This is a genomic window from Thermosynechococcus sp. PKX95, assembly GCF_031583295.1.
In the GTDB taxonomy this organism is placed as follows: Bacteria; Cyanobacteriota; Cyanobacteriia; order Thermosynechococcales; family Thermosynechococcaceae; genus Thermosynechococcus.
Genome location: NZ_CP134171.1, coordinates 2213520 through 2226808 on the forward strand (window position 1 = coordinate 2213520; position 13289 = coordinate 2226808).

Annotated in this window: 11 protein-coding genes; 7 read left to right on the forward strand and 4 right to left on the reverse strand. The window is 53.6% G+C overall.

Going from position 1 to position 13289, the window contains the following annotated elements; all coding sequences use genetic code 11:
• Positions 1-48: 48 nt before the first annotated feature.
• Positions 49-1353, reverse strand: a complete 1305-nt coding sequence (locus RHH81_RS10870) for an NCS2 family permease (protein ID WP_206200183.1) — start codon at positions 1351-1353, stop codon at positions 49-51.
• A 394-nt stretch (positions 1354-1747) separates the two neighbouring features.
• On the opposite strand from RHH81_RS10870, the gene RHH81_RS10875 reads away from it, so the two are divergent.
• The 7 genes from RHH81_RS10875 (at position 1748) to RHH81_RS10905 (ending at position 9765) form a co-directional block, all read left to right on the forward strand.
• Positions 1748-3469, forward strand: a complete 1722-nt coding sequence (locus tag RHH81_RS10875) for a hypothetical protein (RefSeq protein WP_310743052.1) — start codon at positions 1748-1750, stop codon at positions 3467-3469.
• A 17-nt stretch (positions 3470-3486) separates the two neighbouring features.
• The gene (locus tag RHH81_RS10880) at positions 3487-4278 is read left to right on the forward strand and encodes a prepilin-type N-terminal cleavage/methylation domain-containing protein (RefSeq protein WP_310743053.1); all 792 of its coding nucleotides are present in this window, start codon (positions 3487-3489) and stop codon (positions 4276-4278) included.
• Entirely contained in the window at positions 4256-4762 is a 507-nt protein-coding gene (locus RHH81_RS10885) for a GspH/FimT family pseudopilin (protein WP_310743054.1), read from the forward strand. The genes RHH81_RS10880 and RHH81_RS10885 overlap by 23 nt, the downstream gene beginning before the upstream one ends.
• Positions 4763-4774: 12 nt before the next feature.
• Positions 4775-5422 (forward strand): type II secretion system protein J, encoded by a 648-nt coding sequence (locus RHH81_RS10890; RefSeq protein WP_206200187.1) that lies wholly within the window; start codon positions 4775-4777, stop codon positions 5420-5422.
• 186 nt (positions 5423-5608) lie between these two features.
• The gene (locus RHH81_RS10895) at positions 5609-6115 is read left to right on the forward strand and encodes a DUF6790 family protein (RefSeq protein WP_149819398.1); all 507 of its coding nucleotides are present in this window, start codon (positions 5609-5611) and stop codon (positions 6113-6115) included.
• A gap of 120 nt (positions 6116-6235) precedes the next feature.
• Positions 6236-9538, forward strand: a complete 3303-nt coding sequence (gene carB / locus RHH81_RS10900) for a carbamoyl-phosphate synthase large subunit (RefSeq protein ID WP_206200188.1) — start codon at positions 6236-6238, stop codon at positions 9536-9538.
• Positions 9532-9765 carry a DUF370 domain-containing protein gene (locus tag RHH81_RS10905; protein ID WP_149819402.1) on the forward strand — a complete coding sequence of 78 codons (234 nt, stop codon included), beginning with the start codon at positions 9532-9534 and terminating at the stop codon, positions 9763-9765. The genes carB and RHH81_RS10905 overlap by 7 nt, the downstream gene beginning before the upstream one ends.
• A 14-nt stretch (positions 9766-9779) precedes the next feature.
• On the opposite strand, the gene RHH81_RS10910 is transcribed toward RHH81_RS10905, so the two are convergent.
• Genes RHH81_RS10910 through RHH81_RS10920 form a run of 3 tightly spaced genes read right to left on the reverse strand, consistent with a single transcriptional unit; the run spans position 9780 to position 13289 of the window.
• Positions 9780-10271 (reverse strand): spore coat U domain-containing protein, encoded by a 492-nt coding sequence (locus RHH81_RS10910; RefSeq protein ID WP_310453506.1) that lies wholly within the window; start codon positions 10269-10271, stop codon positions 9780-9782.
• Positions 10244-12508 (reverse strand): fimbria/pilus outer membrane usher protein, encoded by a 2265-nt coding sequence (locus RHH81_RS10915; protein WP_310453507.1) that lies wholly within the window; start codon positions 12506-12508, stop codon positions 10244-10246. Before RHH81_RS10915 ends, RHH81_RS10910 begins: the two co-directional genes overlap by 28 nt.
• Before the next feature lie 10 nt (positions 12509-12518).
• Positions 12519-13289 (reverse strand): molecular chaperone, encoded by a 771-nt coding sequence (locus tag RHH81_RS10920; protein ID WP_206200191.1) that lies wholly within the window; start codon positions 13287-13289, stop codon positions 12519-12521.

Genomic DNA, 13289 nt, shown 5'->3' on the forward strand with positions numbered 1-13289 from the left:
GGTAGTGTGTTTCCAATCAGTTCAGAAGCATCCTATCTTAGATCTTGTCTAACGCCAAAAGTAGTGGGCAATAAAGATAAGCGCCAATCCCCAGAGGGCAGGATGCACTTCCCTCCCTTTGCCTGCCGCCCATTTCACGATTGGATAGCTAATAAATCCCACTGCTAGCCCCTCACTGATGGAGTAGCTCAAGGGCATCACCAACACCACTAAAAAAGCAGGAATTGCTTCCGTGAGATCAGACCAGGGAATGTCTGGGAGCGATCGCGCCATAAAGACACCGACAAGCACTAGCGCTGGTGCCGTGGCAAAACTGGGAATCGCGGTTGTGATCGGCAAAAAAAACAGTGAGAGCAAAAACAATCCGCCAACCATTAAAGCCGTCAGTCCTGTCCGGCCGCCCACGGCAATTCCGGCTGCCGATTCAATATAGGTGGTCACGGTGGAAGTGCCAAAGAGGGCGCCAACAATTGTCCCCACCGCATCTGCCATAAAGGCTCCCAAAGCGCGGGGGAAATGTCCCTGCTGATTGAGAAACCCCGCCTGTACCCCCACCGCAGAGAGCGTGCCTACGGTGTCAAACATATCGGTAAAAAGCAGTACCAAGGTGACCAAGAAAAAAGACCCCAACTGCCGCGGTTGCAATTGTCCAAAACCCGCCAAGGCTTGACCAAAGAGATGGGACGGCCATTGCGGCCATTGGATCAAACCTGTCGGCCAAGGGGCAGCCCCCACTAGCCATGCAGCTAAGGCGGTGATCATCACCCCCCAAAAAATCGCCCCCCGCACCCCCTTAGCACAAAGAAAGGCTGTCAAAAGAATCCCAAGGGCAGCGAGGATGGGTGGCCATGTCTGAAAGGTGGTGAGTTTTGTTTTCGTGGCGGCATCAGCGATGATAATTCCCGCATTGCTAAGGCCAATGTAGGCGATAAATAGCCCCACCCCGGCAGCGATCGCCACCTTCAAGGACATGGGAATCATATTTACAATCAGCGATCGCACCCCCGTCAAGGTGAGCAGCACAAAAACAATGCCCTCTAAGAGGACAGCACTCAACGCCAATGGCCAAGGCAGCCCCATTTGCCCCACCACCGCAAAAGCAAAAAAGGCATTGATGCCCATGCCGGGGGCCAACGCAATCGGGTAATTTGCCCAAGTCCCCATCAGCATGCTACCCACTGCCGCAGACACGGCGGTTGCAATCACCAACTCCGCCTGCAAATCTTGTGGTTGCTCGCGAAAAATGGCATTGGAAAGAATTTGTGCATTGACGGGCAAGATGTAGGCCATCGTTAGAAATGTTGTCAGTGCCGCCAGTGCCTCGGTAGGGAGTGAGGTGTGTGCTTGCTGCAAATTACACCAATCCCTAAAGCGTGAGTACCCATGTCTCCTCAAGAGGTTGCTCCTTTGTGCGAGAGTTATTCAAGTTTATTTACGCTTTTATTTACGCTGAAGCCCAGTATGAGTGAATTTGATAAGGCTTGGACTTGTCCCTAACAGAGAGATTCGCCACTGCATATACTGGAGTACTCTTGAAATGGAGCCTTTTGGGAAAAGGTATAATAGGGAGCAGGACATGGATGTGAGCGAGATTACATCACCTCTCTCAAGTTTGCGGTTAAATTATATCAACTGTGTATAAAAGCCAAAAATTGAGGGCGTATTCAACTCAGCATCAGCAGCAACGAAGTTCTCGTAGTCAAGATATATTGATAGAGCAAAGGTTGGGGCAATAGAGGACAGGCCAATGATGAAAAAACTGGTGCGCTCACTGAAACGTCGCTATCCCCGTCCGGGGTATCGGCGGCGGCAGCGGGGGTTTACTCTGCCTTTGGTCTTGGGCATGGGACTGATCATGATCGTGGTTGCCCTAACCCTGCTCTCGCGATCGCAACTGGATGTGAGCACTGCTAGCTTGCAAAAACAAACCCAGCAGGCCTTTGCGGTGGCTGAGGGCGGTATGGCTCGTACCCTTGGCTTACTCAATGGCAACTACCAGATTCTGCTGCGCCGCACCTATAACCCCGCTAACAATACGAACTTTAATCCTGCCCGCCCCTACCTGATCAGTCGCGCAGCGGATGCAACAAAAGTGGGTCAGCCCAATACCACGGGTTTGAATGTTCCTGCTGTAAATGAATGGACAGCGGCGAGCCTTGATTCTGATGCGCCCCCCTGCTTTACCCTCGATAACCTAAATACGATTGTCCTCAACGGCACAATTGGCACCCCTGTGCAGGGCAATTACCGTATTCTCTCCTATCTCTACGATGCGCCAACGCAAACAGGACACCTGTTGATCGAAGGTCGCTTGCCCAATAACTCGCCGGCGAATGCCTTCATCTTGCAAAAGATGGTGATTACGGATCGCAGCGTGCCCTCCAACTTCCCTGGCCTGCTGGCACAAAGCATTAACCTCGGCAACAATGATGTCTTTGGCACCGTCAACGGCAACGTGATCTGCACCAATCCTGCCAACTGTGTGGTTCCCCAAGCCCAGTGCCAAAATGGCCAGCCGACCCAACAGGGACTGCGCAGTGCCATCGGAGCGCTCAATAACGCGATTATTGAGGGGACGATCGCCATCAACAAGATTAACCTACCGCCTTTTCCTGAAGCACCCGATGCGGTGGGTGGTTCCGTGCTAGGGAGTGTTCCCCTGACTACGCTACCCAGTTGGTTGCCATCCAGTCAAATTACCGACTTTCAGCAAGCCCTGCAAGCGGCAGGCGGCTACAGTCAAGGTGCCTACGCCAACTTTCCGATTCCAGGACAAGGCCGAAATCCTCCCCAAGACTCACAGGACATTACAGGTAGAACAACTGACCAAAACTTTCCCCGTTCGGGCGATCGCCCCTACGTTGACCCTGACCCCAACATTCCCTTCTTTATCCCTGATCCCCTACGCCCCGGGGAGCGAATTGTCAACCCAGAGAAAGTCTATTACGCCTATCGCATTCGCGACATTAACCTCAGTGGTAACGAGAGGGTGACATTTAATACGACGAACTATGCCATTCGCCTCTACGTCAGTGGCAACATCTCCCTCAGTGGTAATGCAGGGATTGACAACACCTGTAGCCCCAATAGTTCCACCTGCGGTACCGACGCTAATATGGGACTTCCCAGTGGTGTCGGCACGCCCGATCGCCTACGCATCTATGGCAATCCCCCAGACCCAACCAATGCGATACCTGACCAAGAATTCACCCTTAGCGGTGGCTCCACAGTAGGAAGTGTCTTTGTTTATGCGCCTGATGCGAAGGTAGGCATCAATGGCGGCAGTCGCGAGCCAGATATCTTCGGTGCAGTTTGGGCAAAAACGTGGAATGGTTCTAGCTCCAACAATGCTGAAATCAGGGTGCCCGATCGCCTACCGGAAGCCTTGGGAGGCAACTATGCCAATGCTTCAATTGTTGTGGCACGCACCACCGAAGCGAGCAACTGGAACCGCCTAGCCCAGTACTAAATTCGGAGGTAATGTTGATGACTCGTAGTAAGTTCTATTTCCACTGGCTGGTGCAGCAACGTTCCCAAGGCTTTACCCTTGCGGAGGTCTTGGCTTCCATTCTGGTGATTAGCCTCTTTACCCTAGCGGCGATGCAGGCCATTGTTGTCGCTGCCTTTTTCCAAGCGGATGCCCGTAAATTTGCCGAGGCCAGTCACTGGATTCAAGATGATCTAGAAAATATCAAAATTGTTGCCTACGATCTCTGCCAAACCAAGTTTGCCCAACGCAAGCTGGCAGCACCCGCCCAAGGCAATGACACCACCTTAACACTGGCACTCATTCAATCGGGTGAAAGTGACTACGATCAAGCCATGCCCCCAGAGTATCGCACCGGGGGTGCCTGTCCAGTAACTTCACCCACGGATGGGTTTCGAGTGGGCGATCGCGTTCTCATTGGTTCGGACTCGGGCACACGCCGTATTGTCTCTATGTCAGCCAACACGATTACCTTGGACTCGCCAGTAGGGGGCTATCGGGGGGCGGGTACTCGTGTCTATGCCCGCTGTCGGATTCAAGCCGATGAAACCAATGGCATTGATGGTGGCTTTGGTGCCTACCTGCAAACCTTGATTCCGCCGATGAACAGCAGCAATAATAGTCGCCCCATTGTCAATGACACGTTTACGATGACGCGCACACCCACCACCCGTGCTGAGGCACCTTTCCAAACCCTAGAACTGGCCTATTCTGTGCGCAATAGTAACAACCGCGTCGTTGCTCAACTATCAACCGAGGTGGTGCCCAATGCGTTTTTCCGCTGTCCGTGAGCAGGGCATGACCCTGATTGAAATCCTGATTGTCCTGACGGTGGCAGCGATTTTAGCGGTGGCTGTCACGCCGAGCTTTCTCTATTGGCTAGAAACGCAGCGGGTCAACCAAGCTCTTGAAAGCTTAGAGGGGGCACTACGGGAAGCGCAGCGGGAGGCAATGCGGCGCAATCAAGCCTGTCGAGTGACGATTAACACAGGCACCAATCCCACTATCGCGGGGGATCCACCCCAATGTCTGCCCAATGGCTCCCGCCAACTGGAAAATGTAACCCTGCGTCGAGAAACGGGTGCTGCGTCTATACGGTTTGGCTTTCAGGGGCGCACCAGTAGTACAGGCACGATTGTGATTGCCTCCATAAGCCATCCAACCCTACAGCGCTGTTTGGTGGTGTCCTTGGGATTGGGGATTATGCGCACGGGCAATTACCTTGCAACGGACACCACGGGTGCAACTGCCGATAACTGTCAAGCACGCAACTAGAGGGGCACAGATATGCAGGGTTGGCGCAGAAGCGATCGCGGCTTTACATTGACGGAGTTACTGGTGGCGGCTGCCGTTGGCAGTATTGTTGTGGCCATGAGTGGTTGGGCAATGGTGGCTATCCTGCAAAACAATCGTCGTGTTGAAGAGCAGGCAATTACCCGCATGAACCTGAGCCGCGCCCTCGACTTTATCTCCGATGATATTCGCTCAGCCATTCGCATCTCAACCACGGCACCCCCAGATTGGGTCATTCCCAGTGGTGGCTACCAGTTGGTGATGTTTATAGAAAAACCAGCGGATAACCTAGAGGAACAGAACGACGGCACCCTCGCCAGTACGACCCGTGTGGCCTATTACACCCGTCCCAAGACGAGCAATGTGGTGTGGCGAGGCCCGATGATTCTCTATCGCCAAAAAATTGGTGACTCTACCCCCAATGCGTTGATTGATGGCATTGCCAACACGAGTCCCAACTGCACCAATAACTTGCCGGGCGCTGTTGACAGTGGCACCAACAAAGGAGGGTTTCGCGTCTTCGTTCAGCACAATCGCAATGTCAAGCTCTGCATTGCTGGTTTGGTGGAGTCAACGGGTACGGTTTACCAAGCAGAAACCCTTGCCGCCGTGCGATCCGGATCTGCGACCCCCACTCCCTAGCGGCAGCAGCATTCCTTGAGAGGTACTTTTGGGAACACTGATAGCTTCTCCTCTTCACTCGGATAGAATAGGCTCAAAACGGTGAAAGTTCCTAGGGAACGGGATGACCTCCCCTTTACTTTACGTACCCCCTGTTTGACAAAAGGGTCATCGTTTTTCTATTGCTGCTGTTATAGGGATGCAACCATGATTTGGCTTTTTTATAGTCTGATGACTATTCTTGGCATTGGTCTGCATTTGTGGCGACAGCCTCACCAGCGTACACGGGCAGGGATCATCCATGTCAGCTTGCTGTACCTACTGGTTATTTTTGTGGGAATTGGGGGGGTGATGAGTGCGTTGGTGCATACGTTTGATGCTGCAGCGACGGCTCGCAAAATTGGCTGGTTACCGGGGAGTCCTTTCCAATTTGAGGTCGCAATGGCGAATCTGGCCTTTGGGATTCTTGGCCTGCTCTGCATTTGGCAACGAGGATTGTTCTGGTCAGCAACAGGGATTGGTTTCTCGGTCTATGTGTTGGGATGTGCCTATGGCCACTACCAACAGATGTTGCTGGGAAATTTTGCCCCCTACAATGCTGGCTGGGGGATTTGGCTTTACGATGTTGGCGTACCGTCGTTGATCTTGACATTGCTGTGGGGTCGCAGTCGCTGGAATGTGTCCCACCCTCATAGGAATGTGAGTAAATCCTAACACCAATCGCCCTCAGAGCTGGTGACCTAGTGATTTTCAACTTAACAGAACAGGCGCGATCTCAAGGGGGAGTGTAGGATAGGGAAGGCGTGATTGAAATCCTTTGGCTGCGTTGTCCCTATGCCTCGTCGTACCGATATTTCAAAAATTCTCATTATTGGTTCGGGTCCGATTGTCATTGGTCAAGCCTGTGAATTTGACTATTCGGGAACCCAAGCCTGTAAGGCGTTGCGCGAGGAAGGGTACGAGGTGATCCTGATTAACTCCAACCCCGCCACCATCATGACGGATCCCGAGACCGCCGATCGCACGTACATTGAACCCCTCACCCCGGAAATGGTGGAAAAAGTCATTGCCGCTGAGCGCCCCGATGCCCTACTGCCGACCATGGGCGGACAAACGGCGCTGAACTTGGCGGTGGCTCTGTCAAAATCGGGGGTGCTGGATCGCTATGGCGTGGAGTTGATTGGTGCCAAATTACCCGCCATTGAAATGGCCGAGGATCGCAAGCTCTTTAAGGAGGCAATGCAGCGCATTGGGGTGGGGGTGTGTCCGTCGGGCTTGGCCAATACCCTCGAAGAGGCGCGGGCGATCGCCCAAGAGATTGGGGTTTATCCCCTGATTATTCGACCGGCCTTTACCTTGGGGGGCAGCGGTGGTGGCATTGCCTATAACCAAGAGGAATTTGAAGAGCTTGCTGCTGCTGGTCTGGAGGCTAGCCCGGTCTCGCAGATTCTCATTGAGCAGTCCCTGATTGGCTGGAAAGAATATGAGCTAGAAGTCATGCGGGATATGGCCGATAACGTGGTCATTATCTGCTCCATTGAGAACGTGGATCCCATGGGTATCCATACCGGGGACTCCATCACTGTCGCACCAGCGCAAACCCTGACGGATAAAGAGTATCAGCGGCTGCGGGATGCTGCCATCAAAATCATTCGGGAAATTGGCGTAGAAACGGGCGGATCAAACATTCAGTTTGCCGTTAACCCCGAAACAGGGGAAGTGATCGTGATTGAAATGAATCCCCGTGTCTCGCGCTCCTCAGCACTCGCTTCTAAGGCAACTGGCTTTCCCATTGCCAAAATGGCGGCGAAATTGGCTGTGGGCTACACGCTGCCGGAAATCCCCAACGACATTACCAAGAAAACCCCCGCTAGTTTTGAACCCACGATTGACTACGTGGTCACCAAAATTCCCCGCTTTGCCTTTGAGAAGTTTCCCGGCTCGCAGCCGGTGCTGACCACCCAAATGAAGTCCGTTGGTGAAGCCATGGCCATTGGCCGCACATTCCAAGAGTCCCTGCAAAAAGCCCTGCGATCGCTGGAAACCGGACGCGCCGGCTGGGGGTGCGATCGCCCCGAAAAACTCCCCAGCCTTGAACAACTGCGGGGGAAACTGCGCACACCCAATCCCGATCGCATCTTTGCCATTCGCCACGCCTTCCTCTTGGGGATGACCGTTGAAGAGGTTTATGAACTCACCGCCATTGATCCGTGGTTCCTGCGGCAGATGCAGGGACTGCTAGAAACGGAAAAATTCCTCAAGCGCAGCAAACTAGAGCAACTCACCGCTGATGATCTCTGGCGGGTCAAGCAGCAGGGCTTTAGTGATGCCCAAATTGCCTACGCCACCAAAACCACCGATGATCAGGTGCGGGCCTATCGCCAATCCCTCGGTGTTGTTCCCGTCTATAAAACCGTGGACACCTGTGCCGCCGAGTTTGAGGCCTACACCCCCTACTACTACTCCGCCTATGAGCGGCCGGTGGAGCAAATTAACCCCGATACCGGCGATGTTGAATTACTGCCCCCGCAATCGGAAGTGCTGCCCCCCCGCAAGCCGCGGGTAATGATTCTTGGCTCAGGGCCAAACCGCATTGGTCAAGGGATTGAATTTGATTACTGCTGCTGCCATGCTTCCTACGCGCTGCGGGCGGATGACTATGAAACAATCATGGTCAACTCCAATCCTGAAACGGTTTCCACGGATTACGACACCAGCGATCGCCTCTACTTTGAACCCCTGACGAAGGAAGATGTCCTCAACATTATTGAGGTGGAGCGCCCCGTCGGCATTATTATTCAGTTTGGCGGTCAAACGCCGCTGAAACTCGCCTTACCCCTCCAGCAGTACCTCGAAACCCATGGCGATCGCCTCGGAACGCAAATCTGGGGCACCTCGCCCGACTGCATTGATATTGCCGAAGACCGCGAACGCTTCGAGAAAATCTTGCGGGAGCTGAATATCCCCCAACCCCCCAATGGCACCGCTCGCAGTTACGCCGAAGCCCTGAGTATTGCCCAGCGCATTAGCTACCCCGTAGTGGTGCGCCCCAGTTATGTGCTCGGCGGTCGCGCCATGGAAATCGTCTATTCCGATGCCGAACTGGAACGCTATATGAACGAAGCCGTGCAGGTGGAGCCAGAGCGACCAATTCTCATTGATAAGTATCTGGAAAACGCCATTGAAGTGGATGTGGATGCCATTGCTGATGCCAGCGGTACCGTGGTGATTGGTGGGATTATGGAACACATCGAACAAGCCGGGATTCACTCTGGGGATTCTGCCTGTAGCTTGCCCACCCAATCCCTTTCTCCTACCGTGTTGGCGACCATTCGCAGGTGGAGTATTGCCCTCGCCAAGGCCCTCAAAGTGGTGGGGCTGATGAACCTACAACTGGCAGTACAAGGGGAGCAGGTCTATATTTTGGAGGCCAACCCGCGGGCATCCCGTACGGTGCCCTTTGTCTCCAAGGCGATCGGCATTCCCCTTGCTAAAATGGCTGCCCGCCTGATGTCAGGCAAAACGCTTGCAGAACTCAATTTCCTCGATGAGAAGATTCCCAACCATGTCGCTGTTAAGGAAGCGGTTCTGCCCTTTGAAAAATTTGCCGGTACGGATACGGTACTGGGGCCAGAGATGCGCTCTACGGGTGAAGTGATGGGGATTGACATGACCTTTGGTGCTGCCTATGCCAAGTCTCAACTGGCGGCCAATCAAAGGTTACCTTTGAAAGGAACTGTTTTTGTATCGATGAGCGATCGCGACAAGGCAGCGATTGTGCCCGTGGTGCAGGAGTTGCAGTCCCTCGGCTTTCGGATTATTGCCACCGAAGGAACCCGCAATGCTCTGCTTGAGGCGGGTCTGAGTAATATTGAACTCATCCTCAAGCTCCATGAAGGGCGTCCCCATGTCCTCGATGCGATTAAAAATGAGCAGATTCACCTGATTCTGAATACGCCCTCGGGTCAGGAAGCCCGTACCGATGCCCAATTGATTCGTCGCACCGCCCTTGCCTACAAGATTCCAATTGTGACGACGATCGCCGGTGCCAAGGCAACGGCTGCCGCCATTAAAACCCTGCAAACCTCAACCCTCAGGGTTCAAGCCCTTCAGGACTACCATCGGGTAGAATGCTAAACATTGGTTTTGGCAACTACGTCTCGCCGCAGCGACTCTTGGCGATCGTCAGCCCCGACTCTGCTCCCATCAAGCGCCTAATTCTCGAAGCACGGCAGCATCATCATCTCATTGATGCCACCCACGGACGGCGGACTCGTGCCGTACTGGTCTTGGATGGGGAGATTGTTGTCCTCTCGGCGCTGCATCCGGAAACCTTGGTGGCGCGACTCAACCCACCCCCCTAGACGCCTCTAAAACATCAAAAAATAATCGTCACCCGCAGTGAGTCGGTGTAGAGGCCGGGGGCAACCCACTGCTGGGCAGGAATGCGACCGTAGATCGTCAGTGTATTGAGGACATTGTTGCCGGGAATAAAAGGCCCCCGTTGCTGTGTGCCCCCTGTGCCATCGCCCCAAATGATACTGCGATTAGCATCAAGATAGAGGTTATAGTTCAGGCGATCGCTCCCACTGCTCATTTGTCGCGGTGTAAAACTATTGCTGCCCCCTTGGCTTAGTTGAACCGTTACGGGGCGGTTATTAAAGCTACCAGCCCCACCCCCCACACAGACAAATTGGACTTGACCAGTGGTATCTAGAGGAATGGGCGAAAAAGGATCATAGCTCCCAAAGTTCAAACCGGTCACACTTTGAAACTGACAACCCGTCCCCTGAGCCTGTGCGGCTGCCCAATACCCAAGGCAACTGAAGCCAGTGATGCATCCTATCGTGGCGAGTCGGGCAACGAACATGAGACTTCCCCTACATCAGTAAAGAGATCGTCACTGGGTGGCAGTGTCAGTTGGAACGTACAGCGCAGTTGCTCGTAGGTCACTTCAGCAGTGTAGGTTCCTGCTTCTAGGGTATCAAAGTAAAATTCTCCCCTTGGCGAGAGGGGCGATAGGATTGTTTCCTTGTTGCGTTCTAGGGTGAGTTGTCCCAAATTGGGAATGATTCGCTCACTGCCCCGCAAAATCACCACTCGTCCGACATAGTTGCGACTGGGGCGGACATCAAAGCGGGCGATCGCTCCCCCACGAAAAGGCGGTGCAATCAGTAGCTCGGTGCGGCCAATGGCAAAATCAATGGGAATATCCTGATCCTCGATCCGCAAGGCATTGCCGTAGTAGGGCAGCAAGTCTGGAATCAAAATTTTACCGCGACGATTCGTGCGACCAATTTCCTGATTGCTTAAGTAGGTGCGCACACCCCCCACATTGGGCACATCTACCAAAACAAAACTTCCCTGCACCGGTCGCGTGGCAAAAACTTCACCGCCAATTGTGACGAATCCCCCTTCCACCACCACTTGCGCCTGTCCTGTATCCCCTGCCTGCGCGTAGCCAATTTGGTAGCGGCTCCAAGGGGCATTGTAAGAAAATGTGCCACTGACAAAGACCCGCTCATTGGCCTGAAGCACCTGTCCCTGATAGCCATAGCCGACGCCCACCGGGAGCGATCGCGAGACGTTGAGGAAAGGAACCCCCTGATTTCCCTGTTGCAGCCAGCCAGTGTTAAGTGTCACTGCATTGTTCAGAAAGTAGTTAAACGTAACACTGATTTGGTTCACTGGCTGATCACTGCCAGAAAGGAAGCGCGAACCTTGCAGGTATAGACTGAGATTGCGGCGGAGTTGCACTTGAGCGAGAATCGTTGCCTGTTGCCGCACCACTTGATCGCGGGGATTGGTAAAAAAGTACTGACCACTGATTGTTACCCGCGACCCCAGATTCAGAGTGGCATTGGCAAAGCCCTCTAACTGCGGGCGATCGTCCCCCAAACCCAAGCCAGTATTGACATAGTTGCCACTGAGGAGGCGCACCCCACCACCAAAGGCCAGCCACCGCCCCGGATAGTTGTAGCCAACAGCAATCCCACTCCCCAATTTTCCCTCAGTGGTACTCACCGCCGCCGCCACATCCAGCGTGCCAATGGGAATCGCCGTACTCAGGTTCAAGCCCGCATTCAAAAGATCGCCATTGCCTTCTAGACGTGCCCCTAGGGTCAAGTTATTCAAAATGCCCTGCCGATAGGCCGCCAAAAATTGCACCTGATCTCCGTAGCTGAAATTCTCCGTGCCAAAATTTTCCCGCTCGGCACCGGCAGCCACAATAAACTCCGATAGCCCAGGGCGCAATAACGTAAACGACTGGACAAAATTACGGCTAAAGACCTGTTGATTGCCCTCAGCATCCTTTATCACAATTCGCAAGCGATTAAAGCCCCCAAAGGCGGGCAAATTTTTGAGAATAAACGGCCCCGGCGGTAACGTCACCTGTCGAATCAGCAAGTTATTCAGGTAAATTTCTGCGCTGCTGGGGGTGGTTACCTCACCCCGAAAGTCAAAGGCGGGTTGGCGAATCAGGTAAGGGCTAAGGCCAAAGTTGCGTTCCCAAACAATGCCCCCCCAAAGGCCACCCCCGCCCAACAGGTCACTGCTGATAAACGCATCCCCTAGGGTCAAAGTTGTGAGATGGCGCCGATGATCCAATCTAAAAGCGGTGAGTCCCCGTTGCAGGTTGCCATCGGCAGTCAACCCCAGCGTTGAGGTGAGGGCATTGCCACCAAAGCTAATCGCCACTTCACTGGCAGCCGTCAGTTGTTCAAAGTTATTCCAAAAAACACCATAGTTCAGGTAGGCACTTAAGGGTTGGCTATAGCGAATCCCCGGCGGTTCATTACTCGGTTTAAAGTCAATGACCGTTTGTGGCAGTTGGGCTGCTCCCACCTGTAACCGTAGCACTAAGTTGGCATCATCCCGCTGGAATGTCATCTGCGGTGCCAACGACTGCAAGGAGACGTGCTCAATGCCTTGGATGATTTCGCGGCGACCGCCAATCTCCCTCAGACCGGCATTCACTAGATCCTGCAAAGGGATGAGCACATCATCGCCACGCACCAAAACAATCACATCCCCCTTGGTAACGCGATTCACCTCAAGGGTATAAATGGCAGAGACTTCTGCTTGGGCAGAGACTGGAGCAGCCATCAGGAGGCTACTAAACGCAAACGCCGTTGGGAGTAGAAATTTCAGTTGTAAGGGAGGGGTTGGTGCCCACAGACTGTAATTTGACTTGGCGCACTTGGGCACAGTTGGTTTGTGGTAGAGGAATATTCCTAAAGGGGCGATCGCGATCGGCCAAAACATACACAGAATCTAGCGTCCGCTCGAAAACAACCGTCCCCCGCTCATTCAGCCCCTGTACGGTTATGCCAAGGGTTTGAATGTGAACATTACCACGATTGCGGAGTACAAAACTTAATTTGCCCCCTTCAACCCGACCATTCAAAATTTCGCCTTGGCGCTGGATATTGGCAGGTTGGACAAAAACGGGCAGGCTAAAGGTCTTGATAATGCGAATGGCAGCCCCTTGGGTTTCTGGCACATTGGCTGGGGGCAATTCTGTCACTAGGAGGCGATAGGTTTGCTCTTCAGTGGTTGCCGGTTGCCGTACCCCAACCCGTAAAGTCCGCTGTTCTCCTGGCGGTACCGACAGCAAGACAGGGAAAGCCACGACATTGCCATCGCTTTCCGTTAGCTCCTCTTGGCCATCGGCGGTTTGCTGCCAGCGGCGGACACTAATCTCAAAGTTAATCGGCACCTGCCCCGTATTGGTCAGGGTCAACAATGCCGTTCGCTGACGCGGTGAGAGAAACACCTGCACCGCATTCAGATAAAACTCCGAGGATTGTGCTCCCACCCTTGAAGCCATGCCAAGGGCAATGACTGTGGCCAGCAGGGCAAACCGCCACCCCAATAGAAAGCGCAC